Raw genomic sequence first — 25,030 nt, forward strand, 5'->3', positions numbered from 1 at the left:
CCTCACCGGCATCTACGACCTCACCCTCCTCAACAAGGTCCTCAAGGCCGCCGGCAAGCCCGAGGTCACCGACGCCGGCCTCGGCGCCAAGTAACCCCTCAGCCCGGCAGACCCGGGAGGTGACGACCAGAGCTCCCGGCGAGCCCGTCACCCTCCCGGGCGGTGCCCTGCTCCGACGAGCGGGATGGACGGGCGTCCCCGGGTCGCCCACGAGGCAGCGCCGACATGAGGCCCCGACGGCACGTCAACATGGAGACGAATCGCTGCTTCGCCACCTCCGCCCGAAGGCTGCCGGCGACGACGGCACCCCGCAGGACGCGGGCGATCTCCACGGGCCTGAGGTCGATGCCGTCGAGTCCCTCCACGGTCAACGGGATCTCCTCCAGCGCGTATTCACCACGGCCCTCGGCGTTGAACTCGGGACCGGTGCGGTCCCCGAAGGACCAGGTCGCGATGGCGGCGAGATAGAAGAGCTGACGCTCACCGTCGGACTCCACCGTGTGGAGCAGGCGGACGATGTCGGCCTTCCCCGCGATCTCCTCGTGGATCTCCCGGTGGAGGGCGGCCTCCCTCGACTCGTCGCCGGGCTCGACACCGCCGCCGGGGAGCACCCAGTACGGGGGGATGTCGGGTCTGGTGCGGCGGATGACCAGCATCATCTTGTCCGGGGTGACGAGGACGGCGCGGACGCGTTCCTTCATTCCGGTCTGTCTCCTTGCTTGTTGTCGGTCTCCGTGCGGCAGCCGGCCGCCGTCGACGTGGACGGATCGCCCGTGACGAACGATGCGCCGGCGCTCGATCCGCTCCGCCCGCCCTGCCGGGTGGGGACGGTGTTCCCGGCTTCGATCCGGATGGCACCGGGCATGAACGCCGGGGGCCCACAGAGGGCCTCCCGGAGCCTCCCCTCGCCGGTATGCCCTCAGCAAGGGACACGCCCCTCCCGTGCCGAGCTCGGCCGGTCGACGTGCCTCACCAAAGCCCAGGTCAGCGCACCCGACCCCGCGCCTTCAGCGGCACCGGCGGGAGCTGCGGAGCGGGGATCGGGGGGCCGTCGTAGCCCTTCACCTCGCCGTACCGGGTGCCGTTCGTCCAGTCCTCGCGGAACCGGACGATCTCCTCGTTGCTCCGGCCGATCCAGTTCGAGCTTCCCAGCGCTGTGTGGCACGGACTCCTCACTCACGGGCGGTACCTGGACCTGGAGCCGTTCGAAGCCCCCGGGGGCAGTCACCGCCGGGGACGAGGTGCAGGACGGGGACGGGGAGGCGTTCCCCTGCATGTTTCCGTTACCGCGGCTTCGTCACGACGGGGCCGCTCGCGTGGGCGTTCCTGTCAGCGTTCCGTGGCGGCTTCGCGCTGGTAGATGTCGGGGATGCCGTCGGCGTCGGCGTCGACGGTCTCCTCCTCGTAGAGCCGCTTGTACACCGTGTTGCGGCGGCGCAGCACGACGGCGGCGAGGAGGGCCGCGGTCACGGAGCCGATGAGGACGGCTGCCTTGGCGTGTTCGCCCGCCTCCTGGCCGGGCGGCGTGGTCGGCGAGCACCTCGGTCGCTGTGCCTCGTCCTGAACGACACCGGCGATGAGTTCGACGCCTCGCCGCGCCATGGGCTGCACCAGGACACCGGCAAGCCTCCCGCGGAAGCGCTCGGCCAGGTCCCAGTAGGCGGCCGACACCTGGGCATCGCCCTGGAGGTCGAGCCCGACGGCGTGTTCCTCGCTCTTGTGGACGAGGCCCGGCCAGTGCCTTGAGCACTGCTCCGCCGTGCCTGTCACGGAACCTGAGGGCGGCGGAAACGGCGTCCGCCTCGTTCTGCGCCCACGCCCACAGAGTCTGCGAAATGCCGGAGCGATCCAGGAGGTTGGCGCAGGTACCGGGGTTCGGGGTGGGCCATCGCTACGGCCGAGGCCCGTGTGGAAGGCCCCAAGGCTCTGGACCGACCCCGGAGCATCGGTGCGTCAGCGGGGTCAGTCCTGTGTCCAAGCCGAGAAATCGAAGCACAGGCCGCCTTGATCGTCCGGGTGGCCGCCGCCACCGACTCGGCAGTGGACCCGCCGACCTGGTCACTCCTGATGGCGTCTCGGTACGGGTGGCTCAAGACGTCAGCTCTCGCGGGTCCAGCGGGATTCTCCAGACGTTCCGGCGGTGCACGGCGTCCAGGTCGGCCTTGAGTACGGACGGGGGTACCGTCAGGACGGGGCAGGCTGCGTGGGCGAGGCAGTAGCGGGCCACCGAGGGACGGACGAGGCGGCGCATCGGGGCACGGGATCCCGTGCCGACCACGAGGAGGTCCTCCGGGTCGCGGGCGGTGTCCACGAGGGCTGCACCAGGGTTACCACGTACCGTGTGGCCCACCAGGATGACACCGGGCTTCAGCGTGCCGAAGGCCGTGTCGAGGACCTCACGGAGTCTTTCGACGGCTGCGGCGCGGCACGCCGCAAGAGCCGAGGGCCCGAGGCCGTTGCGACTGGCAAGTTCTCCGCCCGGTGACTGCCAGGCCAGGACGGGCCATAGGGCAGCGTCCCGGGCGCGAGCCTCCGCGGCGGCCCGGTGCAGCGCGGAGAGATTCCCCGGGGTTCCTGTCACGCCCACCACAACTCTTCGCACGGCCTCGTTCCTCTCGTTTCGTCCGACGGCCTCCATGAAACGGTCACGGCGGCAGGTGAAGCACCGTTGCTGATGACCCCCTGATGCGGAAATCCGCAACCATGACGGGTTTCTGACGCCACCGCCGGCCGGCGTCAGTGATCCGTCAGAACTTGGCCTCGCGCCGTATGGGTCCCGTTACGGGGCGGCCTCAGGTACAGAAGTGCGGGGATAGCTTCGATGGCGTGCCCCGGACTGCCTCCCCGCACCCGGAGCCTCACCTGCCGCTCGTGGTTCCTCCGGGAGGGCCTCATGTGTTTGTTCCAGTACGACGACGACCCCGAACCTGAAGAACGGATCCCTGCCGGGCCTCTCTGTGTCCCGGTCCGGCCGGGACGGTCGGAAGTCGTGCTGCGGCTCTTCCGCACCCCGCTGGGGGCTCGTACCGCCGTCGGTTTCACCAGCCCGGACCGGCTGCGGGCCACCCTCGGCGCCGAACAGTCCTGGATCAGGCTCTCCGAAGCCGCGCTCCGCGCGATGACCGGGCCCCTGGGCGCATCTCTGCTGACCGTCGACCCGACGTTCACCGCTCCTGCGGTCACCACGACGCCCGCGGTCGTAGGTCCATGGGCGGAGCAGCCGCCAGTCGCGGCCCGGACCATCTGATGGGTGATCAAGCGACGGCTACCGCCCTCCTTTCGAAGGTCCGGGCCGATACGGACGATCTGTCGATCTGGCCGGCTTCCACGACGCGGCTCCCGCACGGTGGGCTTGCTGTCGGCGGAGTGTCGCTGGTGGAGCTCGTCGAGCGCTTCGACACCCCTGCCTATGTCCTGGACGAGGGCGAGGTCCGCGGGCGCTGTCGGACCTATCGGGATGCCTTCCCCGAGGCCGATGTCCTCTACGCCGCCAAGGCGTTCCTCTCCCGGGCCATGGTGCGCTGGGTCGACGAGGAGGGCCTCGGGCTCGACGTGTGCTCGGCCGGCGAGCTGGAACTTGCTGTCACCGCCGGTTTCCCACGGGACCGGATCGTGCTGCACGGAAACGCGAAATCTCCCCGCGACCTGGAGGCGGCACTGCGCCTCGGGGTGGGGCGGATCGTCATCGACAGCGCGTCCGAGATCGCCAGGATCGCCGCGGCCGTCGGTCCCGACGGCCGCCAGAAGGTCATGATGCGGGTGGTGCCGGGCGTCTCGGCCGGGGCCCACGAGAAGATCCGCACCGGTGAGGACGGCCAGAAGTTCGGTCTCTCCCTCACCGATGGCGGCGCTCAGCACGCGATCACCCGGGTACTCGGTCAGCCGCAGCTCGAACTCACCGGGCTGCACTGCCACATCGGCTCCCAGATCTCCGACGTCAAGCCCTACCTGGTGGCTCTGCGCCGGATGGTCGGGCTGATGGCCCGCGTCCGTGACGCCCACGGCATCGTCCTGCCCGAGCTGGACATGGGCGGCGGCCACAGCGTCGCCTACCGGCCGGGCGAGTCCGCCCTCGACCTCACCGCCCTCGCGCGGAGGATGCGCTGTGAACTCGTCAGGGGCTGCGCAGCTGCCGGGCTGACCGTGCCCCGGCTCGCGGTCGAGCCCGGGCGGGCCATCGTCGGGCCGTCCGGAGTCGCCCTGTACCGGGTGCTCACCGTCAAACGCAGCGGCGAGAAGGTGTTCGTCGCTGTCGACGGAGGGATGAGCGACAACCCCCGGCCGGCTCTGTACGGGGCGAGGTACGCGCCCCGCCTCATCGGCCGTCACTCGACCGCGGCGCAGGGCACGGCGACCGTCGTGGGCCGGCACTGCGAGGCGGGCGACGTCCTGGCAACCGATGTGGAACTGCCGGGCGACCTTCGCTCCGGCGACCTGCTCGCCGTGCCGGTGGCGGGCGCCTATCAGTTGTCGATGGCGTCCGGCTACAACCTCGTCGGCCGGCCCGCGGTCATCGCGGTCCACGAGGGTTCGGCCCGGGTGCTGGTCCGGCGCGAGACCCTGGAGGACTTCCGCCGCCGGGACATCGGCGGTTAGGGGCGGTGGACCAGCTCTATCGCCAATGCGCCGATGACTCCCCAGACGCCGATGCCGAGCAGCCACAGCGTGTCGAGGGCGGCTCCTGCCGTGATCAGGGTCAGGCCGGCGGCCCCGAGGGCGAGCATGGTCCGGCGGATGCCGCGGTCGGGGTGCCAGGAAGACGTCACAACACTGAGAATCGCGCCGGATCCTCCCCGAGGGGAGGATCCGGCGCGATTCCTGTCGGGTTCTTGACGTCAGCCGGCGTGGACGTGGGGGCGGCGGTTCCGGTCCGGTTCGGCCTCGCGGATGACCTCGCGGGTGACGGGGGCCACCTCGCCCTGCCCGAAGAGGAAGAAGCGGAGGAAGTTGGCCATCGGGTTGCCTTCGGTCCACTCGAAGTAGATGTGCGGACGCTGGCCGGTCTCGTCCCGGACGTGGAGGAGGAGGGCGGCGAGGGCGTTGGGGATGCTGGAGCTCTCCAGGGTCAGGACGCGGTAGCGGTCGTGCAGCACTTCGCCGCGTACGCGCATGCCGGATTCGAACTCGGAGGCGTCCAGGACGGTGACCTCGACGAACATCACGTCGTCCCCGGCGGGGATGTCGTTGTCCGCGCGGATCTGCTCCTTCTTCAGCCGGTATTCGGTGAGGTCCCGGTTGTCGGGCTCGTTGGCGATGAACCGGATGGTGCGGTTGGAGGTGTCGCGGATGAAGCGCTGGGCCATGTCGTCGAACTCGATGTGCGTGACGCGCAGCTCGAAGACCCGGGCCAGACGGGAGAGCAGCGAGAGGGCGATGATGCCGGCGATGAAGCAGGCGCCGATCTTCACGCCGTCGGGGCGTTCGACGATGTTGACGGCGGTCGTGTAGATGAAGACGGCGGAGATGACGCCGAAGCCGATGGTCCAGCCGCGCTCTCCGGCCCTGCGGGCGGCGATGGTCACGGCGACTGCCGCCGAGGTGATCAGGACGAGGACACCGGTGGCGTACGCGCCGCCTTGTGCGTCCACGTCGGCGTCGAAGATCCAGGTGACCAGGAACGCGATCAGGGTGAAGACGATGACCATGGGGCGCAGGGCGCGGGCCCAGTGCGGGGCCATGCCGTAGCGGGGCAGGTAGCGCGGCATCAGGTTGAGCAGGCCGGCCATGGCGGACGAGCCTGCGAACCACAGGATCAGGATCGTGGAGATGTCGTACGCCGTGCCGAAGGCGGAGCCCAGGTACTCGTGGGCCAGGTAGGCCAGCGCCCGGCCGTTGGCCTCGCCGCCCGGCTCGAACTGGGCGGCCGGGATCAGCAGGGTCGTGATGAGGCTGGAACAGATCAGGAAGATGCTCATGATCACGGCAGCCGTGGTCAGCAGCTTCTTGGCACCGCGGATCCGACCGGCCGGCTTCTCCGGTGCGTCGTCCGGGTTGCCCTTGACGTGCGGCATGACCGCGACGCCGGTCTCGAACCCGGAGAGGCCGAGCGCGAGCTTGGGGAACACCACGAGCGCGATGGCGATCATCATGAAGGGGTTGCCGTGCTCGGTGGTCAGCGCGGTCGTCCAGTCGGTGATGACCTGCGGTGCGGTGAACACGTGCCACAGCCCGACGGCCACGACGACGACGTTGAGGCCGAGGTAGGTGACGACGAGGACCACGGCGACACCGATGGCCTCGCTGAACCCCTTGAGGAACACAGCGCCGAGGAGCGCGATCATGATGAGGGTGATCAGCACCTCGTGGCCGTGCAGGGTACTGGTGAGGTGCGGGTTCTCCACCAGGTGCGCGGTGGCGTCGGCGGCCGAGAGGGTGATGGTGATGAGGAAGTCGGTCGCCGCGAAGCCGAGCAGTGTCAGGACGAACAGCTTCCCCTTCCAGAACGTCAGCAGCCGCTCCAGCATGGCGATGGAGCCCTCGCCGTGCGGGCTCTCCTCTGCCACCCGCCGGTACACCGGCAAAGCGCCGAACAAGGTCAGCAGCACGAGCACGATGGTCGCCAGGGGCGACAGCAGACCGGCGGCGAGGAACGCGATACCGGGCTGGTAGCCGAGGGTGGAGAAGTAGTCCAGACCCGTCAGGCACATGACCCGCCACCACGGGCGTCCGTGGGGCTGGGCCGCCGCCTCCTTGGCGGCGGGCGAACTTTTCTCGGCGGTCAAGCCTTCCAGCATCCAGGCGCGCAGGCGCGTGGAGCGGGCCGGGGTGGCCATCGTGGGGAGCTCCTGTCGTACGGCAAAGCTTCAGCCATCGACATCGATGGCTGAGCCAGCGTACGCAGCCCGGTCATTTATGCACGTGAGGGGACAGATCCTGACGTGTCCTTAACGCAGATGGATGGCGTCTGTGGCGTACGGCACGTCGCTGTCCTGCCTTCCCGCGGCCGGCCGGCTACGGGGAGCGGGTGGCATCTATCCGAGACCGGGGATGGTGGATACCACCAGGTCGATCAGCTTGATGCCGACGAAGGGCAGGATCAGGCCGCCGAGGCCGTAGACGCCGAGGTTGCGGCGCAGCAGGGCGTGGGCGGAGGCCGGCTTGTAGCGGACGCCGCGCAGGGCCAGGGGAATGAGGGCGACGATGATCAGGGCGTTGAAGATGATCGCCGAGGTGATGGCCGAGGTCGGGCTGCTCAGGCCCATGATGTTGAGGGCTTCGAGTCCTGGATAGGCCGCGGTGAACATGGCGGGGATGATCGCGAAGTACTTCGCGACGTCGTTCGTGATGGAGAAGGTGGTGAGGGCACCGCGGGTGATGAGGAGCTGCTTGCCGATCTCGACGATGTCGATGAGCTTGGTGGGGTTGGAGTCGAGGTCCACCATGTTCCCGGCCTCCTTGGCGGCCGAGGTGCCGGTGCTCATCGCGACGCCGACGTCGGCCTGGGCCAGGGCCGGGGCGTCGTTCGTACCGTCTCCGGTCATCGCGACGAGCTTGCCGCCCTCCTGCTCCCGCTTGATGAGGGCCAGCTTGTCCTCCGGGGTGGCCTCGGCGAGGTATTCGTCGACCCCGGCCTCCGTGGCGATGGCGCGGGCCGTGAGCTCGTTGTCGCCGGTCACCATGACCGTACGGATGCCCATGGCGCGCAGTTCCGCGAAGCGGTCCCGGATGCCCTCCTTGACCACGTCCTTGAGGTGGATGATGCCGAGGACACGCGGTCCGTCCCAGTCGTGGACCGCGACGAGCAGCGGCGTGCCCCCGGACTCCGACACGCTCGCGGACCAGGTGACGGCTTCGGCGGGGACGGTACCGCCACGCGCCGCCACCCAGTCGCAGACCTGGGCGGTCGCGCCCTTGCGGATGGCGCAGCCGGCGCCGTTGTCCCAGTTGAGGTTGACGCCACTCATCCGGGTGCGGGCGCTGAACTGGGTGAAGTGCGGGTTGCTGAGGTCCTCCGCGGCGGCCGGCTGCAAGCCGTACCGCAGGGCCAGGGCGACGACCGACCGGCCCTCCGGCGTCTCGTCGGCGAGGGAGGACAACTGGGCCGCGTCCGCGAGCTTGGTGTGGTCGACGCCGGGCAGCGGGATGAAGGCCGCGGCCTCCCGGTTGCCGAGGGTGATGGTGCCGGTCTTGTCGAGGAGGAGAGTGTTGACGTCGCCGGCCGCCTCGACGGCGCGGCCGCTCATCGCGATGACGTTGCGCTGGACGAGGCGGTCCATGCCGGCGATGCCGATCGCGGACAGCAGGGCGCCGATGGTGGTGGGGATGAGGGTCACGAGGAGGGCGACCAGGACGGTCGTGGACTGTGCGGCGTGCGCGTAGGCGGCCATCGGCTGGATGGCGACGACCACCAGGATGAAGATGACGGTCAGGGCTGCCAGCAGGATGTTGAGTGCGATCTCGTTCGGGGTCTTCCGGCGGGTGGCGCCCTCGACGAGGGCGATCATGCGGTCGATGAAGCTGTTCCCCGGGCGGGAGGTGACGCGTACGACGACCGAGTCGGAGAGCACGGTCGTTCCGCCCGTGACCCCGGACCGGTCGCCGCCCGACTCACGCAGCACCGGAGCCGATTCACCGGTGACGGCCGACTCGTCCACCATCGCGGCCCCGTCGACCACGTCGCCGTCCGCCGGGATCAGCTCGCCGGCCTCGACGAGTACGAAGTCGAAGGGCTGGAGCTCGGCGGGCGTGACCACCTCCGACTCCGCCCGGCGCAGGTTCGTCCCGTACGTCCAGTGGTTCAGCCGCACCGCGACCGTGTCCGTGCGCGCCTTGCGCAGCGACTCGGCCTGGGCACGGCCCCGCCCTTCGGCGACCGCCTCGGCCAGGTTGGCGAACAGGACGGTCAGCCACAGCCAGACGCTGATCACCCAGGTGAAGACGGACGGGTGGATGAGCGCCGAGAGCGTGGTGAGGACGGATCCGACGGCTACGACGAACAGCACCGGCTTCTTGACCAGTTCGCGCGGGTGGAGCTTGCCGACGGCCTCCCGTGCGGAGGCCGCAAGGAGCTCGGGATCCAGCACGTTCGCCTGGCCGGACCGTTTGCGGGACGGCCGGTTGACCGGAGTCCGCGGAGGGGTCCCCAGACCTGGAGGAATGTGCTGCGCGGCGGCGGGAGGCATGAAGCGACCTTATGGATGGGTTCGGAGGTGTGGCAGCCCCTGTCAGAGCGGGCTCAGGGCGCCTAGGGCCTGTCGTCAAAGTCCCGTCTTCGCCGAGGCAGACGGGACTTTGACGACAGGCCCTAGAGGAGTGTCGCCGCCGGGGACCGTCTCCATGGACCCCCTCGGCCGTCATGTGAGTGATCGAGATCCCCGGCGGCGCAACAGGCAGGAAACTACTGCCCGTTCCAGCGGAACTGCGCGTGTGGGAGCGGGATTTGGCGCCGTCTTGACGGCGGCGCACAGGTCGCGTCAAGCCGCCGTCAGGGGTGCGTCAATGCGTGTCGGACGTGATGCGGAAGCGGAGTCGGCAGATGACGGCGTCGGTGTCACGGCGCACCGCGTGGGCGACGACGGAGCCGCGCTGGTTCTGGAGCAGCCGCTGCCACAGGCGAGCGGGTTCGGTCTCCGGGATGAGTACGGTGACCTGGGCATCCGGACGGGTCCGTGCCAGCTCCCGCACGTACGCGGATACGGGGCGTCCGAGCGAGCGCGTGCCCGAGGGAAGCTCGAGCAATGCGACGCCCGGGTTCCACAACTCCCAGTCCCTGCGAAGGGCTTCGGAGACCCGCCGGTCCTCGTCGGCGGGATGTGTGACGGTGACGGCGAGGACCTCGTCGCCGAGCGAGCGGGCAGCGGTGAGGGCCTGGCCGGTCAGTCGTGACAGGCCGGAGACGGGGACCACGACCAGGGAGCGGAAGCGGTGCGGGGGCTCCGGGATGCGTCCCAGCTCCAGCCGGTCGCCGATCTCGGTGTACGCGCGGTGGATCCGCTCGAAGCCGACCACGATGAGCGGCAGGGCGAGGACGATCAGCCAGGCGCCCTCCGTGAACTTGGTCGCGGTGACGACGATCGCCGAGATGCCGGTGAGCAGGGCGCCGAAGCCGTTGAGGCCGGCCTTCGCCCGCCAGCCGCGCGGTCGTTCGCCGCACCAGTGCCGGACCATGCCGACCTGGCAGATGGTGAAGCCGACGAAGACACCGATGGCGAACAGTGGGACGAGGGTGTTCGTATCACCGCCGGAGAAGACCAGCAGTGCCGCGGAGACGGCCGCGAGGGCGAGGACTCCGTACCGGTGCACCTGCCGGTCCGCCTTGAGGGCGAAGAGGTGCGGCAGGTGGTTGTCGCGGGCCAACAGGCTCATCAGCACGGGCAGACCGCCGAAGGAGGTGTTCGCAGCCAACGCCAGCAGCACCATCGTGGCGAACTGCACGATGTAGAAGGCCGCGTTGTGACCGAAGGAGGCGTCGGCGAGCTGGGCGAGGACGGTCACGCCCTCGACCGGTTGGAGGTGGAAGCGGCCGATGAGGATCGACAGGCCGATCAGCATCACGCCCAGGAGCGCGCCGAGTGCGACCTCCGTGTGCTGGGCGCGGCGAGCCGCCGGAGCCCGGAAGGAGGGCACGGCGTTGGCGACGGCCTCGACTCCCGTCAGGGCAGAACAGCCTGCGGCGAACGCCTTCAGCAGCAGGAGCGCGCCCACGGTGGTGGCGCCCTCGCCGAGCACTGAGGCGTGGCCGGCGGCCGAGGCCGTACTGACGGGGCCGTCCCGGAGGAGTCCGGCGACGATCATGGCCAGGATCGACCCGACGAAGACGGCCGTGGGGACGAGGAACGCCTTGGCTGAGTCCACGACCCCGCGCAGGTTCACCGCGGTCACCAGGAGCAGGATGCCCAGGCAGATCCATACCCGCTCGCCGTACAGCTCGGGGAAGGTGGAGGTCAGGGCGGCCACGCCGGCGGTGACGGAGACCGCGACGTTCAGCACGTAGTCGAGGATCAGTGAGGCGGCGGCGACCAGGCTCGTCCGCCGGCCGAGGTGCTTCTTCGCGACGGCGTACGAGCCGCCGCCGTCCGGGAACGCGGCGATCACCTGCCGGTACGAGGCCACCAGGACCGCGAGCAGCGCGGCGATCGCCAGGGTGACGGGGAGGGTGAAGCCCATCCCGTAGGCACCGGCCGCGGCCAGAACGAGCACGATCGACTCCGGCCCGTACGCCACGGACGCCATCGCGTCGAGTGACAGTGCGGCGAGGCCCTGGAGGGCGGTCAGCCGGTGCCGGTCCCCGGCCTCGGGCGTCCGTACGCCGGTATCAGGAGGCTCCTCCGTGCCCGGGACCTGTCCTGCTGTGCTCGGCTTTCCCATCTCTATGGACATCTTTCGCAGTTCCTCCGTTGGACAAAAGTGAGGACAGCGTCGGAATGCCGTGGCCGGATCGCCAGTGTCCTTGGCGATATCCATACGGCCTTCGCTTCGGTCTTCGCGCGCCCTTGATGTCGGGACACGAAAGGCATATGAGGTGCGTCAAGACCTCGTCGGAGTGTGCGGCGGCCCCGCCCCGGCGGGCAGGGTTGACATGGGTGCTTTCCCACCCGCCACCGGAAAGGGAAGAAGGCTTCCATGGAAGCGGAGAACGTGGTCGGGTTGCTCGTCGCCGTCGCTCTGCTCGGCTATCTCGTGGTCGCGCTCATCAGGCCCGAGAAGTTCTGATCCCCTACCCACCCGTCCGGACGGGAGGCTCCATATGTCCGGAAACGCGTACAGGCTCCGCGACCGCGCCGCCCTGCTCGCGGCGCTGCTGGTCCCCTTCCTCGTGGCGCTCGCGCTCGTGCCGGTCCGCGCCGACCTCTCGGCGACCAACACGGCTCTCGTCCTCGTCGTCGCCGTGGTTGCGGTCGCCGCCGTCGGTACGCGGGCCGCAGGAGCTCTGGCCGCCCTCTCGGCCGCCGCCTGGTTCGACTTCTTCCTCACCGAGCCCTATCAGCGGTTCGTGATCGCCGACCGGAACGACGCCGAGACGGCGGTCCTGCTGCTCGTCGTCGGCCTGATCGTCTCGCAGCTGTCCGTGCGCGCACGGCGGCTCCAATCGACCGTGACCAGCGATGCCGCGCAGCTGTCCAGCCTCCGCGGAAGCGCCCGGCCGGCCGAGGACGGCCGCTCACCGGAAGCGGTCGTCGAGTACGTGCGCCGGGAACTCGTCGGCCTGCTGGGGCTCCGCGGCTGCCGCTTCGAGTACGGAACCCTGATGGGCCGGCTGCCGCGGCTGGAGCACGACGGCAGTGTGTGGCTGCGCGGAGGGGGCGTGATCACGGAGTACGCCGACTGGCCGAACGGCGAGACCGAACTGCGGGTCGTCGGTGGCGGCCACTACTACGGCCGCTTCCTCCTCGATGCGTGTCCCGGCCGCCCCCTGCCGTCGGAACAGGACCGCTTGGTGGCCGTCACCCTGGCCGCACAGGCCGGCGGCGCCCTGGACACGGCAGGCCTGTCCCGCCGGGGCTGATCGGCTTCTCCGGCCTTTCGCGTAAGGGCCGCGTCAAGAGTTCCCCTGCGCTCGTATGGACCCCGTCAAGGCGTCTTAACACCGGGCCGAAGACACGGTTATCTCGTCATCGGCCAGCTGGCCGATTTCATTCCTTCCACTTCATCCAGGAGCTCACGGTGGCCGATCTGGCCTTCGTCGTCACCACGGTCGCGGTGTTCGCGCTGGTGGCTCTCATCGCCCGGGGGGTGACCAAGCTGTGAACGCCGAGAACATCGTCGGCCTCGTCGTGGCCGTCTCCCTGCTCGGATACCTCGTCCTCGCCCTTGTGTACCCGGAGAGGTTCTGAGCACTGATATGAGCCCCGTAACCGCTGGTGTGCTCCAGCTGCTCGCGCTGATCGCCGCGCTCGCGCTTGCCTACCGTCCGCTGGGCGACCACATGGCCCGCGTCTACTCCTCCGAGAAGCACTGGAAACCGGAGAAGTGGATCTACAAGGCCATCGGCGCCAACCCGTCGGCCGAGATGCGCTGGCCCGCCTACCTGCGCGGCGTCCTCGCCTTCTCCGCCGTGAGCGTCCTCTTCCTCTACCTCCTGCAACGTCTGCAGGGCGTCCTGCCCGGCTCGCTCGGCTTCGTGGCGATCGACCCCGACCAGGCCTTCAACACCGCCGCCTCGTTCGTCGCCAACACGAACTGGCAGTCGTACTACGGCGAGCAGGCCATGGGCCACGTCGTGCAGACCGGCGGCTTGGCCGTGCAGAACTTCGTCTCCGCCGCGGTGGGCATGGCCGTCGCGGTCGCCCTCGTCCGGGGCTTCGCGCGCTCCCGCACCGGTGAGCTGGGCAACTTCTGGGCCGACTTGGTCCGCGGTGTCGTCCGGATCCTGCTGCCCCTCTCCGTGATCGGTGCGATCATCCTGGTCGCGTGCGGTGCGATCCAGAACTTCGCCGGGATCCACGAGGTCGGGCAGTTCATGGGCGGCAGCCAGCAGTGGAACGGCGGCGCGGTCGCCTCCCAGGAGGTCATCAAGGAGCTGGGCACCAACGGTGGCGGCTACTTCAACGCCAACTCCGCCCACCCCTTCGAGAACCCCACCCCGTTCTCGAACCTCTTCGAGATCTTCCTGATCCTCGTGATCCCGTTCTCGCTGACCCGGACCTTCGGCAAGATGGTCGGCTCGGTCAAGCAGGGCTACGCGATCCTCGCGACCATGGCGGTCATCTGGGTCGGCTTCGTCGCGCTGATGATGTGGACCGAGTTCGCGGGCAAGGGCCCGGCCTTCGAGGTCGCGGGCGGGGCGATGGAGGGCAAGGAGACCCGCTTCGGGATCGGCGCGTCGGCGGTCTTCTCGGTCTCCACCACGCTGACCTCGACCGGTGCGGTGAACTCCTTCCACTCCTCCTACACCGGTTTCGGCGGCGGTATCCAGCTGCTGGGCATGCAGCTGGGCGAGATCGCGCCCGGCGGTGTCGGCTCCGGCCTCTACGGCATGCTGATCATGGCGATCATCGCGGTGTTCATCGCCGGGCTGATGGTCGGCCGTACGCCGGAGTACCTCGGCAAGAAGATCGGCACCCGCGAGATCAAGTTCGCCGCCTGCTACATCCTCATCACCCCCGCCCTGGTACTCGGCTTCACCGCCGCCGCGATGGCGCTGGACACCCCGGTCAACTCGATGACCAACTCCGGCGCGCACGGCTTCTCCGAGATCCTCTACGCCTACACCTCCGGCGCCAACAACAACGGCTCCGCCTTCGCCGGCCTGAACGCCGACACCCAGTGGTTCAACAGCACCATCGGCATCGCCATGCTGCTCGGCCGCTTCCTGCCCATGGTGTTCGTCCTCGCACTCGCCGGTTCGCTGGCCGAGCAGAAGCCAGTGCCGGAGACGGCGGGCACCCTGCGCACCGACAAGCCGCTCTACACCGGCCTGCTCGTCGGCACCATCCTCATCGTCACCGGACTCACCTACTTCCCTGCCCTCGCGCTGGGACCGCTCGCCGAAGGGCTCGCAGCATGAGCACCGCCACACCCACAAGGGCTCCGCACCAGGACGTGCCCACCGGCCACAAGCCGGACGGCGGACGCGTCGGCGGCGGCCTCTTCGACCCCAAGCAGCTACTGAAGTCCTTCCCCGACGCGATCCGCAAGCTCGACCCCCGCATCATGATCAAGTCGCCGGTCATGTTCGTGGTCCTGATCGGCTCCGTCGTCACCACCGTCCTGGCGGTCAAGGACCCGACGGACTGGTTCGGCTGGGCCATCACCGCCTGGCTGTGGCTGACCACGATCTTCGCGAACCTCGCCGAAGCCGTCGCCGAGGGCCGCGGCAAGGCCCAGGCCGACACCCTGCGCAAGGCCAAGACCGACTCCGTCGCCCGCCGCCTGACTCAGGACGGAACGACCGAGGAGCAGGTCCCCGGCACCGATCTGAAGATCGGCGACCTGGTCGTCTGCGAGGCCGGCGACATCATCCCCGGCGACGGTGACGTCGTCGAAGGCGTCGCCTCGGTCGACGAGTCCGCCATCACCGGCGAGTCCGCCCCGGTCATCCGCGAGTCCGGCGGCGACCGCTCGGCCGTCACCGGCGGTACGAAGGTCCTCTCCGACCGAGTCGTCATCAAGATCACGACGAAGCCCGGTGAGACCTTCATCGACCGCATGATCGCCCTCGTCGAGGGCGCCGCCCGGCAGAAGACGCCCAACGAGATCGCGCTGAACATCCTGCTCGCCTCGCTGACGATCGTCTTCCTGCTGGCCGTGGTCACTCTGCAGCCGTTCGCGATCTACGCGGGCGCCGAGCAGTCGATGATCGTGCTGACGGCGCTGCTGGTCTGCCTGATCCCCACCACGATCGGCGCCCTTCTGTCCGCCATCGGAATCGCGGGCATGGACCGCCTCGTCCAGCGCAACGTGCTGGCCATGTCCGGCCGCGCGGTCGAGGCAGCCGGGGACGTCTCCACGCTGCTGCTCGACAAGACCGGCACCATCACCCTCGGCAACCGGCAGGCCTCCGAGTTCGTACCCGTCAAGGGCACCACGGAGGCGGAGCTGGCGGACGCCGCGCAGCTGTCGTCGCTGGCCGACGAGACGCCCGAGGGTCGTTCCATCGTGGTCCTGGCGAAGGAGAAGTACGGGCTGCGCGAACGCCACCAGGGCGAGCTGTCGCACGCCGAGTGGATCGCCTTCACCGCCCAGACCCGTATGTCGGGTGTCGACGTCGACGGCAGGAAGACCCGCAAGGGCGCGGCCGGCTCCGTCATCACCTGGGTCAAGGAGCAGGGCGGCCGGGTCTCCGACGATGCCGACCTTCTGGCCAACCGGATCTCGGAGGCCGGCGGCACCCCGCTCCTGGTGGCGGTGGAGGACGAGCGCGGCGCCCGCGTCCTGGGCGTCATCCACCTCAAGGACGTGGTCAAGGAGGGCATGCGCGAGCGGTTCGCCGAACTGCGCCGCATGGGCATCAAGACCGTCATGATCACCGGCGACAACCCGCTCACCGCGAAGGCCATCGCCGAGGAGGCGGGCGTCGACGACTTCCTCGCCGAGGCCACCCCCGAGGACAAGATGGCCCTCATCAAGCGGGAACAGGCCGGCGGCAAGCTCGTCGCGATGACCGGCGACGGCACCAACGACGCCCCCGCCCTCGCCCAGGCCGACGTGGGCGTGGCCATGAACACCGGGACCTCGGCCGCCAAGGAGGCCGGGAACATGGTGGACCTCGACTCCAACCCCACCAAGCTCATCGAGATCGTCGAGATCGGCAAGCAGCTCCTCATCACGCGGGGCGCGTTGACGACCTTCTCCATCGCGAACGACGTCGCGAAGTACTTCGCGATCATCCCGGCCATGTTCGCGGTCGTCTACCCGGGCCTCGACAAGCTCAACATCATGGGCCTGACCTCACCCGAGTCGGCGATCCTGTCCGCCGTCATCTTCAACGCGCTGATCATCATCGCGCTCGTCCCGCTCGCCCTGAAGGGTGTCCAGTACCGGCCCACCAGCGCGGACAAGATGCTCCGCCGCAACATCGGCCTCTACGGACTCGGCGGTCTGATCGCACCGTTCATCGGCATCAAGCTCATCGACATGGCTCTCTCCCTCATCCCCGGAATCGGCTGACACCCATGAACAACTCTGTAAGCAACACAGTGCGGTTGATCGGGGCCGGCCTGCGAGCTCTGCTCGTTCTGACCGTGATCTGCGGGGTCATCTACCCGCTCGCCGTCACCGGGATCGCCCAGGCCCTCTTCAACGACAAGGCCAACGGCTCCGAGATCAAGGACAAGAGCGGCCAGGTCGTCGGCTCCTCCCTCATCGGCCAGACCTACAACCTGCCGAAGAACGACCCGAACGACGCCGAAGAGGCCGCGCGGCCGGACCTGAAGTGGTTCCAGCCGCGCCCGTCCAACGGCCTGGGCTCCAACAGCGTCAACACCCAGTACTCGCTGATCCTCTCCGGCGCCACCAACCGCTCCGCCGACAACGGGGCCGTGAACGGCCGGTGCACCAAGGACGCCGAGGAAGGCACCCTCTGCGCCCAGGTCGTCGCCGCCAAGGAAGCCGTCATCGCCGACAACTCCACCGCGGGCCATCCCGTCAAGCCCGAGGACGTCCCGGCCGACGCCGTCACCTCCTCCGGCTCCGGCCTCGACCCCAACATCTCCCCCGCCTACGCCAAGCTCCAGGTCCACCGCGTCGCCGAGCGGAACAATCTCGACGTCAAGCAGGTCGAGAAGCTCGTCGCCGACCACACGACCGGCCGGACCCTCGGCTTCATGGGCGAGCCCCGTGTCAACGTCCTCGAACTCAACATCGCCCTGAAGGCGCTGCCCAAGAGCTGATGTTCCCCATCGCGCGGATCGGGAGCCGACGGTACGCCGGTGCCTCCCCCAGGAGACTCCGGGGAGGCACCGGCGTACCGTCGGCTCCCACCGTGCCGTGCCCGCAACGAAGGAAAGGCTGCACACCGATGACCCGGGTGCTGGTGGTGGAGGACGACCCACAGCTCGTCCGCGCGCTCAAGATCAACCTCCAGGCGCGCAAGTTCGACGTGGAGGAGGCACCCGACGGCGGCTCGGCCCTGCGGCTCGCGGCCGCCCGCAAGCCCGACGTCATAGTGCTGGACCTCGGGCTGCCCGACCTGGACGGCGTCGACGTGATCAAGAGTGTCCGCCGCTGGAGCCGGGTACCGATCCTGGTCCTCTCCGCCCGTCACACCTCGGAGGACAAGATCCGGGCGCTGGACGCCGGCGCGGACGACTACGTGACGAAACCGTTCAGCATGGACGAGCTCCTGGCCCGTCTGCGGGCGGCCTCGCGGAGACAGGAGGCCCCGTCCCCCTCGCAGGCCGACGAGGTCACCGTCGTCACGACCGACGAGTTCACCGTCGACCTCGTCGCGAAGAAGGTACTGCGAGGTGAGCGCGCCGTACGGCTGACCCCGACCGAGTGGCACCTGTTGGAGATCCTCATCACCCACCCGGGACGCCTGATCACCCAGAGTCGCCTCCTGCTGGAGGTCTGGGGCCCGACTTACGGGGAGAACACCAACTACCTGCGCGTCTACATGGCCCAGCTCCGGCGCAAACTGGAAGCGGACCCTTCGCATCCGCGATACCTGATCACCGAACCGGGCATGGGCTACCGCTTCGAGCCCTGATCACCCGCCCGATCACCACCAGAAACCGATCGTCACCGAAGACCCCACCGTCAGCAGAGAAGAAGAGTCGGAACATGAGACGCGGCAAGCTCCGCATCTACCTCGGCGCAGCGCCGGGCGTCGGCAAGACCTACGCGATGCTGTCCGAGGCGCACCGCCGGATCGAGCGGGGCACCGACTGCGTCGTCGGCTTCGTCGAACACCACAGCCGGCCGCGCACCGAGGTCATGCTGCACGGCCTCGAACTCATCCAGCGGCGCGAGATCGACTACAGGGGCGGCACGTTCACCGAGATGGACGTCGACGCGATCCTCGCGCGGCGCCCTGCCGTCGCGTTGGTGGACGAGCTCGCCCACACCAACGTCCCCGGCTCCCGCAATGCCAAGCGCTGGCAGGACGTCGAGGAACTCCTCCAGGCCGGCATCGACGTCGTCTCCACCGTCAACATCCAGCACCTGGAATCGCTGGGCGACGTGGTCGAGACGATCACCGGAGTCCGGCAGCGGGAGACGGTCCCCGACGAGGTCGCGCGCCGCGCCGACCAGATCGAGCTCGTCGACATGTCCCCGCAGGCACTGCGCCGCCGCATGGCCCACGGCAACGTCTACAAGCCCGACAAGGTCGACGCGGCCCTTTCCAACTACTTCCGCCCCGGCAACCTGACCGCGCTGCGCGAGCTCGCCCTGCTGTGGGTCGCGGACCGGGTCGACGAGTACCTCCAGGAATACCGCGGCGAGCACAACATCCGCTCCACCTGGCAGGCCCGCGAACGCATCGTCGTCGGTCTCACCGGCGGCCCCGAAGGGCGTACGCTCATCCGTCGCGCGGCCCGGCTCGCCGAGAAGGGAGCGGGCGGCGAGGTCCTCGCCGTCTACATCGCCGCCAGTAACGGGCTCACCTCCGCCTCCCCGAAGGAACTCGCCGTCCAGCGCACGCTCGTCGAGGACCTGGGTGGCACCTTCCACCACGTCATAGGCGACCACGTGCCCGACGCGCTGCTGGAGTTCGCCCGTGGTTGCAATGCCACCCAGATCATCCTCGGCGTCAGCCGCCGCCGCTCCTGGCAGTCCGTGTTCCGCCCGGGCGTCAGCGCCACCGTCGCCCGCGAGTCAGGCCCTGACCTCGACGTCCACATCGTCACCCACGACCAGGCCGCCAAGGGCCGGGGGCTGCCCACCGCGCGCGGCGCGCGTCTGGGGCGGTCCCGCGTCATCTGGGGCTGGCTGACCGGTATCGTCGGCCCCGCCCTGCTGACGGTCCTGCTGAACCAGGTCGTCCCCGACCTCGGCCTCGCCAACGACATGCTGCTGTTCCTCACCTTCACCGTGGCGGCAGCCCTGCTCGGCGGGCTCCTCCCCGCTCTGGCCTCGGCGGCGTTCGGGTCCCTGCTCCTGAACTACTTCTTCACTCCCCCGCTGCACGAGTTCACGATTTCCGATCCGAAGAACATCGTCGCCATCGTGATCTTCGTGGGTGTGGCCGTGTCCGTGGCGTCCGTGGTCGACCTGGCCGCCCGGCGCACCCACCAGGCAGCCCGACTCCGTGCCGAGTCCGAGATCCTCTCCTTCCTCGCGGGCAGCGTCCTGCGCGGCGAGAACTCCCTCGACGCCCTCCTGGAACGCCTCCGCGAAACCTTCGCCATGCAGTCGGTCGCACTTCTGGAACGCACCAGCGACGTCGATCCCTGGACCACGGCGGCATCGGTCGGCATCAGCCCGGCCGCCCGCCCCGACGAAGCCGACGTCGACCTGCCCATAGGCGACACCATGGCCCTCGCGCTCACCGGCCGTGTCCTCCCGGCCGAGGACCGGCGCGTGCTCGGCGCCTTCGCCGCGCAGGCAGCCGTCGTGCTCGACCGACAGCGCCTCGTCGACGAGGCGGGCAAGGCCCGTGAACTCGCCGAGGGCAACCGCATCCGCACCGCCCTGCTCGCCGCCGTCAGCCACGACCTGCGCACCCCGCTCGCCGGCATCAAGGCATCCGTCACCTCACTGCGTTCCGACGACGTCGAGTGGTCCGACGACGACAGGGCCGAGCTGCTCGAAGGCATCGAGGACGGCGCCGACCGCCTCGCCGCCCTGATCGGGAACCTCCTCGACATGTCCCGCCTCAACACCGGCACCGTCGTCCCCCTCATCCGGGAGACCGACCTCGACGAAGTCGTCCCGATGGCCCTGGGCGGCGTACCCGAGGACAGCGTGGACCTCGACATCCCCGAAACGCTGCCGATGGTGGCCGTCGACCGCGGCCTCCTTGAGCGGGCCGTCGCCAACATCGTCGAGAACGCGGTCAAATACAGCCCGGCGGGCCAGCCCGTCAACGTCTCCGCGAGCGCCTTGGGGAGCCGCGTCGAGCTACGGGTGGTCGACCGCGGCCCCGGCGTCCCGGACGAGGCCAAGGACCGCATATTCGAACCCTTCCAACGCCACGGCGACGCCCCGCGCGGCGCCGGAGTCGGGCTCGGCCTCGCCGTCGCCCGCGGCTTCACCGACGCGATCGGCGGGACCCTGACCGCCGAGGACACCCCAGGCGGCGGACTCACCATGGTCCTCACCCTCCCCATAGCCGGCGGTACCCCTCCGGTCACGGCGCAACCCCCGACCGCGGCGTTCACCTGACGCCTCCGGGCGCCCCCGGGCGCCCCGCCCGAAAACCACGTGAGCCGTCCGGCTCCGGAATCCCCACCCCGGAAAGCCGGACGGCTCATGTGGTGTGCGACAGCTGACCGGCACGCGGATCGCATCGGCCCGTACCCCCACGGTGGGACCGTGCAAGCGTCGCGGGCGGTGTTCAGGTCACCACCCACCAGCCGCGTGCCGCCGGTCCGTCGTCCGGCTCTGTCGCCACACCAGTCTGTGCCCGGCCGACCGCCGTGGCAGCACTCCTTGACGAGCTTCTTCCGCCCCCAAGTCGATCTTTGACGCGCCCCTGACGAACGACGTCAGAAGGTCATCAAGGAAGCATTCCGGGCTTGCCACCACATCCCCTCATGCGCTGGGATTGCGGTCATGAACAGCGGTCCGCACTACGACGATCGGCCACCCCATCGGGTGCAGCCGACGGCGCCCGCTGTCCGCCCGGCCCTCTGACGTCGGCCGCGCGTCATCCGCGTATGTCTGCCACCAGCCCTTGAAGGGCGCTGTTCGAGGCTTCGTACGCATCCTCACCTTCACCGCATGATCCGAGCCCGCACTCCCGCCTCGCGCCGGGGCGCCGGGCACGTCAGCCATGCCTGTTTACGGGAATCCGACATGTCCTCATCCCTGTCCGGCCGTACCGTCCTCGTCACCGGAGCCACCTCCGGTATCGGCTACGAGGCCGCACGCCAGCTCGCCGAGCGCGGCTGCACCGTCCTCCTCCACGGCCGCACGCCCGAGGAAGCCCAGGGGGCCACCGACCGGCTGATCGCCACCACCGGCATCGACGGCACGCTCCTGCGCCCTCTCGCAGCCGACTTCGCCCGTCTGGAAGAAGTCGAAAACCTGGCCCATGCCGTCGTACGGGAGCACCCGCGCCTGGACGTACTCGTCAACAACGCGGCGATCGCCGCGCCCGAGCGCCACACGCTCACCACCGACGGCAACGAGATCGCCTTCCAGGTCAACTTCCTCGCCCACTACCTCCTGACGAACCTCCTGGAGCCGGCGCTGACCACCGACCCGGGCGGCCGGGTCGTCAACGTCTCCTCCTCACTGCACCGCACCGGCGCCATCCAGTGGAACGACCCCCAGCGCATCCGCCGGTACTCCCGCCTCGCCGCGTACGCGCAGTCACAGCTGGCACTGACCGTCTTCGCCGCCGACCCGCGCGTCACCGCCGTCTCGGTCAACCCCGGCACCTGCGAGACCGGGCTCCTCCCCCTCTACGGCCACGCGGGCGCCCCGGCGACCGAGGGTGCGGCTCACGTCGTGCGGCTCTGCGACCCGGCCACCGAGATCGTCAACGGCGCCTACTACGACCGCGACGAGCGCGTCGCCCCGGCCCCGGCCGCGACCGAGGACCGGACCGTCAAGCGCCTCAACAAGCTCGCCGACCTCCTCGTCGGCCACACCGCCTGAAGGGAACGACCCCCATGTCCAAGCGCGCACGCAAGAAGAGGGCCCGCCGCAAGAAGGGCTCCAACCACGGCAGTAAACCCTCCTGCTGACCAGCGACCCACTCCACGGGGCGGCCCTCCGAACAGGGCCGCCCCGCTTCGACGTCCGATCGAAGGGCACGGCCCATCCCACAGCGGCGAGCAGCGGCGGGCAGCGGCGTCAAACAATCCACGATTTCCTGAATTCAGACTCCCATGTACTGTCGTGGTGTGCTGAATGTCGCTCCTGACATCGAGGTGCTGGCCCGTTTCGGCCGCGCGCTCGCCGATCCGATCCGCTGCCGGATCCTGCTCGCCCTGCGCGAGGCGCCGGCCCACCCCTCCGATCTCGCCGAGGCCATCGGCGTCTCACGGACCCGACTGTCAAACCACCTGGCCTGTCTGCGGGACTGCGGGCTGGTCGTCGCGACCCCCGACGGCCGGCGCACCCGATACGAGCTGGCCGACGAACGCCTGGGCCACGCCCTGGAAGACCTGCGCCAGGCCGTCGTGGCGGTCGAGCACGACAAGACCTGCCCGGACGCCGAGAGGGAAGGATGCTGCTGATGGCCTCCATGTCCCTGGGGCCGTCGCCTGCCCGCCGCGACGCCCTGGCCCGCCGGATACGTCTCCTGGTCGCCGCGACCATCACCTACAACGTCGTCGAGGCGGTGGTCGCCATCACAGCGGGGACGATGGCATCGTCGACGGCGCTGATCGGCTTCGGCCTGGACTCGGTCATCGAGGTGTCCTCGGCCGCCGCGGTGGCCTGGCAGTTCTCCACCCGCGACCACGTCGTACGCGAGGCGCGGGAGAAGACGACATTGCGGATCATCGCGGTCTCCTTCTTCGCGCTCGCCGCCTACGTCACGCTCGACGCCGTCCGCGCGCTGACCGGCACCGGCGGGGCGGAGGTGTCCGTCCCCGGCATTGTCATCGCCGCGCTGTCGTTGGCGGTCATGCCGTTCCTGTCCGCAGCCCAGCGCCGGGCCGGGCGGGAGCTCGGCTCCGCCAGCGCGGTCGCGGACGCCAAGCAGACCCTGCTGTGCACGTACCTGTCCGCCGTCCTCCTGGCCGGCCTGGTGCTCAATGCCACCCTCGGCTGGTCGTGGGCCGACCCGATCGCGGCCCTGGTCATCGCCGCGATCGCCCTCAAGGAAGGCCGTGATGCCTGGCAGGGCAAGGGCTGCTGCGCCCCCACGGCCACGCCCGACCGCGTCCCGGTGGCGGACGCCCCGGACGGGTGCGGCCGCGCACCCGGATGCTCCTGCTGCTCCTGAACATCGCACCGACCCGCACCGGCCCGCCGCCGGCAGGCAGCAGCCGGCTCGAACTCCTCGCCTGCGGGCTCGCAACCGGCACTCGGGTACAGGTTTACCGTCGGAGGTGTTCCCCCTTTGCGGGAAGCGTGACGACGGGAGTGAGCGCGATGAGTTAATACGGCATGGGTGCCGCAGTCCTGCACGCTGCCCACCGAGGAGCGGCCCCTGCGGGTCGCGGAGTGGGACGGACTGTTCGCCGAGCGGCTGACTTCGCTGTCGCGGCTCGGACCGCTGCGGCTGCGCGTGGACCTGGCCGGCGGTCCCGGAGTGGAGGAGCGGGTGCGGGACCTGGTGGGGCGGGAGGTCGGCTGCTGCTCGTTCTTCAGCTTCACTGCCGGACGTGCCGGCCGTGCTGGATACATCCTCCGAGATCCCCGACCTGATCCAGGGCACGGTGAACGCCTCGTCCCCGGCGTGGCGGAGACTCGACGCCCTCATCCGCGCCCAGTTGGGATCGTGAGCCGACCTCCATGGAGACGGGCCCCCTCCACCAGGACTCGGCCCGTCGACGCGCCGCGGGCTCGCCCGCTCACGCGTCGAAGCGGTACCCCATCCCCGGGGAGGTGATCAGGTGGCGCGGACGCGACGGGTCGGCTTCCAGTTTCCGTCGGAGGTGAGCGATGTACACGCGCAGGTAGTTGGTCTGCGTTCCGTAGGAGGAACCCCACACCTCCTGGAGCAGACGGCGTTGGCTGACGAGACGGCCCCGGTCTCGGATCAGGACCTCCAAGAGGTGCCACTCCGTGGGCGTGAGCCTGATGGCCTTCCCCCTGCGCCTGGCCTTCTTCGCGAGCAGGTCAATGGTGAACTCCTCGGTCTCGACGACCTTTGCATCCGCCTCACCCGAACCGCCGGCCCTCGTACGGCGGGCGACGGCTCCAAGCCGTGCCAGCAGTTCGTCCATGCTGAAGGGCTTGGTGATGTAGTCGTCGGCGCCCGCGTTCAGGGCCTGGATCTTCTCCTCGGAGCCGTGGCGGGCGGACACCACCAGGATGGGCACGCGTGACCAACCGCGCAGATGCCTGATCACATCGATCCCGTCCATGTCGGGAAGTCCGAGGTCGAGGAGCACGACGTCCGGTCGGCAGGCCGCCACGGCGTCCAGAGCCGAACCTCCGTCCTGCGCGCAGTCCACCTCGTACTTCCTCGCCTTCAGATTGATGACCAGCAACCGAGCAAGCTGCGGCTCGTCATCCACCACCAGTACCCGGGGCATCGGCGTGCCGCCTTCCTGTCGTGATTCCTTCAAGGTCCGGCCGTCTCGCACCGGGAGCTCCTGATGCACTTCGGGCGACACGGTTGGCTAGAGGAAACAGCACCTTTGGAAGGGTTCGGCAGACGTTGACGACGTCCGTACGGCTGCGGGCACTACCTTGACGCCGTTCTGACGGCACGAGTTTCACGTCAGGGCCCGGGGCTGCCGAGGGTGCTGCACCGGCCCGTATCAGAGCCGCGTCAAATACTGGTCCGCCTGCTTGAGACCCGTCTCGCAAAGCTGTTGGCTGAGCCGTGTGAACAGCGGCCTGCGCCATGACGACCGGCCAC

Annotated in this window: 22 protein-coding genes and 1 pseudogene; 14 read left to right on the top strand and 9 right to left on the bottom strand. The window is 69.5% G+C overall.

All coding sequences use genetic code 11. The features are described 5' to 3' along the window. Positions 1-98: 98 nt before the first annotated feature. From ACZ58N_RS30500 to ACZ58N_RS30515, 4 genes and pseudogenes are all read right to left on the bottom strand, one after another. On the bottom strand, positions 99-701 hold the full coding sequence (locus ACZ58N_RS30500) for an NUDIX hydrolase (RefSeq protein ID WP_471166329.1): 603 nt from the start codon (positions 699-701) through the stop codon (positions 99-101). A 283-nt stretch (positions 702-984) separates the two neighbouring features. After that, a pseudogene (locus tag ACZ58N_RS30505) lies at positions 985-1,140 on the bottom strand (pirin); the annotation flags it as partial. 189 nt (positions 1,141-1,329) lie between these two features. Further along, entirely contained in the window at positions 1,330-1,770 is a 441-nt protein-coding gene (locus ACZ58N_RS30510; protein WP_471166332.1) for an acetate--CoA ligase family protein, read from the bottom strand. Positions 1,771-2,089: 319 nt separating this feature from the next. Further along, positions 2,090-2,638, bottom strand: coding sequence for a universal stress protein (locus tag ACZ58N_RS30515; protein ID WP_471166335.1), 549 nt, complete (start codon positions 2,636-2,638; stop codon positions 2,090-2,092). 255 nt (positions 2,639-2,893) lie between these two features. Between ACZ58N_RS30515 and ACZ58N_RS30520 the strand changes: the two genes are divergently transcribed. Together ACZ58N_RS30520 and lysA are read left to right on the top strand one after the other, a co-directional pair. Beyond that, positions 2,894-3,247 carry an SAV_915 family protein gene (locus ACZ58N_RS30520; RefSeq protein WP_471166337.1) on the top strand — a complete coding sequence of 118 codons (354 nt, stop codon included), beginning with the start codon at positions 2,894-2,896 and terminating at the stop codon, positions 3,245-3,247. Further along, positions 3,247-4,596: a diaminopimelate decarboxylase gene (gene lysA, locus ACZ58N_RS30525; protein ID WP_471166339.1), complete on the top strand. Its 1,350-nt coding sequence runs from the start codon at positions 3,247-3,249 to the stop codon at positions 4,594-4,596. Before ACZ58N_RS30520 ends, lysA begins: the two co-directional genes overlap by 1 nt. Here lysA and ACZ58N_RS30530 read toward each other — a convergent pair. The 4 genes from ACZ58N_RS30530 to ACZ58N_RS30545 form a co-directional block, all read right to left on the bottom strand. Further along, a complete protein-coding gene (locus ACZ58N_RS30530; RefSeq protein ID WP_471166342.1) occupies positions 4,593-4,766 on the bottom strand; it encodes a hypothetical protein in 174 nt (57 codons plus the stop codon). The two genes, lysA and ACZ58N_RS30530, sit on opposite strands and share 4 nt — an antisense overlap. Positions 4,767-4,835: 69 nt before the next feature. Beyond that, complete coding sequence (locus ACZ58N_RS30535) at positions 4,836-6,773, bottom strand: APC family permease (protein WP_471166345.1); 1,938 nt, start codon at positions 6,771-6,773, stop codon at positions 4,836-4,838. A gap of 198 nt (positions 6,774-6,971) precedes the next feature. Further along, positions 6,972-9,122, bottom strand: a complete 2,151-nt coding sequence (gene kdpB, locus ACZ58N_RS30540; RefSeq protein WP_471166348.1) for a potassium-transporting ATPase subunit KdpB — start codon at positions 9,120-9,122, stop codon at positions 6,972-6,974. Between the two features lie 313 nt (positions 9,123-9,435). Then, the gene (locus ACZ58N_RS30545; protein WP_471166351.1) at positions 9,436-11,319 is read right to left on the bottom strand and encodes an APC family permease; all 1,884 of its coding nucleotides are present in this window, start codon (positions 11,317-11,319) and stop codon (positions 9,436-9,438) included. A 243-nt stretch (positions 11,320-11,562) separates the two neighbouring features. Here ACZ58N_RS30545 and kdpF (ACZ58N_RS30550) point away from each other — a divergent pair, with 243 nt between their 5' ends. From kdpF (ACZ58N_RS30550) to ACZ58N_RS30605, 12 genes are all read left to right on the top strand, one after another. Further along, entirely contained in the window at positions 11,563-11,652 is a 90-nt protein-coding gene (kdpF, locus tag ACZ58N_RS30550) for a K(+)-transporting ATPase subunit F (protein ID WP_381621716.1), read from the top strand. Positions 11,653-11,686: 34 nt separating this feature from the next. Further along, positions 11,687-12,445: a DUF4118 domain-containing protein gene (locus ACZ58N_RS30555; RefSeq protein WP_471166353.1), complete on the top strand. Its 759-nt coding sequence runs from the start codon at positions 11,687-11,689 to the stop codon at positions 12,443-12,445. Positions 12,446-12,683: 238 nt separating this feature from the next. Then, positions 12,684-12,773, top strand: a complete 90-nt coding sequence (gene kdpF, locus ACZ58N_RS30560; RefSeq protein ID WP_037789535.1) for a K(+)-transporting ATPase subunit F — start codon at positions 12,684-12,686, stop codon at positions 12,771-12,773. 8 nt (positions 12,774-12,781) lie between these two features. After that, entirely contained in the window at positions 12,782-14,446 is a 1,665-nt protein-coding gene (gene kdpA / locus ACZ58N_RS30565) for a potassium-transporting ATPase subunit KdpA (RefSeq protein ID WP_471166356.1), read from the top strand. Continuing rightward, positions 14,443-16,548, top strand: a complete 2,106-nt coding sequence (gene kdpB, locus ACZ58N_RS30570) for a potassium-transporting ATPase subunit KdpB (protein ID WP_471166359.1) — start codon at positions 14,443-14,445, stop codon at positions 16,546-16,548. Before kdpA ends, kdpB (ACZ58N_RS30570) begins: the two co-directional genes overlap by 4 nt. Positions 16,549-16,553: 5 nt before the next feature. Then, positions 16,554-17,270, top strand: coding sequence for a potassium-transporting ATPase subunit C (locus ACZ58N_RS30575; RefSeq protein WP_471166362.1), 717 nt, complete (start codon positions 16,554-16,556; stop codon positions 17,268-17,270). A 128-nt stretch (positions 17,271-17,398) separates the two neighbouring features. Further along, positions 17,399-18,088: a response regulator gene (locus tag ACZ58N_RS30580; protein WP_471166364.1), complete on the top strand. Its 690-nt coding sequence runs from the start codon at positions 17,399-17,401 to the stop codon at positions 18,086-18,088. 74 nt (positions 18,089-18,162) lie between these two features. After that, on the top strand, positions 18,163-20,706 hold the full coding sequence (locus tag ACZ58N_RS30585) for a DUF4118 domain-containing protein (RefSeq protein ID WP_471166366.1): 2,544 nt from the start codon (positions 18,163-18,165) through the stop codon (positions 20,704-20,706). Between the two features lie 633 nt (positions 20,707-21,339). Then, positions 21,340-22,146 carry an SDR family NAD(P)-dependent oxidoreductase gene (locus tag ACZ58N_RS30590; RefSeq protein ID WP_471166368.1) on the top strand — a complete coding sequence of 269 codons (807 nt, stop codon included), beginning with the start codon at positions 21,340-21,342 and terminating at the stop codon, positions 22,144-22,146. 14 nt (positions 22,147-22,160) lie between these two features. Beyond that, positions 22,161-22,235 carry a 50S ribosomal protein bL37 gene (locus tag ACZ58N_RS30595; RefSeq protein WP_466395514.1) on the top strand — a complete coding sequence of 25 codons (75 nt, stop codon included), beginning with the start codon at positions 22,161-22,163 and terminating at the stop codon, positions 22,233-22,235. Positions 22,236-22,394: 159 nt separating this feature from the next. Beyond that, positions 22,395-22,730 (top strand): ArsR/SmtB family transcription factor, encoded by a 336-nt coding sequence (locus ACZ58N_RS30600; RefSeq protein ID WP_471166370.1) that lies wholly within the window; start codon positions 22,395-22,397, stop codon positions 22,728-22,730. After that, positions 22,730-23,443, top strand: a complete 714-nt coding sequence (locus ACZ58N_RS30605; RefSeq protein ID WP_471166372.1) for a cation efflux transmembrane domain-containing protein — start codon at positions 22,730-22,732, stop codon at positions 23,441-23,443. Before ACZ58N_RS30600 ends, ACZ58N_RS30605 begins: the two co-directional genes overlap by 1 nt. A gap of 571 nt (positions 23,444-24,014) precedes the next feature. On the opposite strand, the gene ACZ58N_RS30610 is transcribed toward ACZ58N_RS30605, so the two are convergent. Next, positions 24,015-24,701 (bottom strand): response regulator transcription factor, encoded by a 687-nt coding sequence (locus ACZ58N_RS30610; RefSeq protein WP_471166374.1) that lies wholly within the window; start codon positions 24,699-24,701, stop codon positions 24,015-24,017. Between the last annotated feature and the right edge of the window lie 329 nt (positions 24,702-25,030).

Source organism: Streptomyces sp. NPDC040432, assembly GCF_055595445.1.

Bases quoted from the DNA above. Each gene is read 5' to 3' on its own strand.
- ACZ58N_RS30500 (WP_471166329.1), bottom strand. From the start codon at position 701: ATGAAGGAACGCGTCCGCGCCGTCCTCGTCACCCCGGACAAGATGATG.
- ACZ58N_RS30515 (WP_471166335.1), bottom strand. From the start codon at position 2,638: ATGGAGGCCGTCGGACGAAACGAGAGGAACGAGGCCGTGCGAAGAGTT.
- ACZ58N_RS30520 (WP_471166337.1), top strand. From the start codon at position 2,894: ATGTGTTTGTTCCAGTACGACGACGACCCCGAACCTGAAGAACGGATC.
- lysA (WP_471166339.1), top strand. From the start codon at position 3,247: ATGGGTGATCAAGCGACGGCTACCGCCCTCCTTTCGAAGGTCCGGGCC.
- ACZ58N_RS30535 (WP_471166345.1), bottom strand. From the start codon at position 6,773: ATGGCCACCCCGGCCCGCTCCACGCGCCTGCGCGCCTGGATGCTGGAA.
- kdpB (WP_471166348.1), bottom strand. From the start codon at position 9,122: ATGCCTCCCGCCGCCGCGCAGCACATTCCTCCAGGTCTGGGGACCCCT.
- ACZ58N_RS30545 (WP_471166351.1), bottom strand. From the start codon at position 11,319: ATGTCCATAGAGATGGGAAAGCCGAGCACAGCAGGACAGGTCCCGGGC.
- kdpF (WP_381621716.1), top strand. From the start codon at position 11,563: ATGGAAGCGGAGAACGTGGTCGGGTTGCTCGTCGCCGTCGCTCTGCTC.
- ACZ58N_RS30555 (WP_471166353.1), top strand. From the start codon at position 11,687: ATGTCCGGAAACGCGTACAGGCTCCGCGACCGCGCCGCCCTGCTCGCG.
- kdpA (WP_471166356.1), top strand. From the start codon at position 12,782: ATGAGCCCCGTAACCGCTGGTGTGCTCCAGCTGCTCGCGCTGATCGCC.
- kdpB (WP_471166359.1), top strand. From the start codon at position 14,443: ATGAGCACCGCCACACCCACAAGGGCTCCGCACCAGGACGTGCCCACC.
- ACZ58N_RS30575 (WP_471166362.1), top strand. From the start codon at position 16,554: ATGAACAACTCTGTAAGCAACACAGTGCGGTTGATCGGGGCCGGCCTG.
- ACZ58N_RS30580 (WP_471166364.1), top strand. From the start codon at position 17,399: ATGACCCGGGTGCTGGTGGTGGAGGACGACCCACAGCTCGTCCGCGCG.
- ACZ58N_RS30585 (WP_471166366.1), top strand. From the start codon at position 18,163: ATGAGACGCGGCAAGCTCCGCATCTACCTCGGCGCAGCGCCGGGCGTC.
- ACZ58N_RS30590 (WP_471166368.1), top strand. From the start codon at position 21,340: ATGTCCTCATCCCTGTCCGGCCGTACCGTCCTCGTCACCGGAGCCACC.
- ACZ58N_RS30605 (WP_471166372.1), top strand. From the start codon at position 22,730: ATGGCCTCCATGTCCCTGGGGCCGTCGCCTGCCCGCCGCGACGCCCTG.
- ACZ58N_RS30610 (WP_471166374.1), bottom strand. From the start codon at position 24,701: ATGCCCCGGGTACTGGTGGTGGATGACGAGCCGCAGCTTGCTCGGTTG.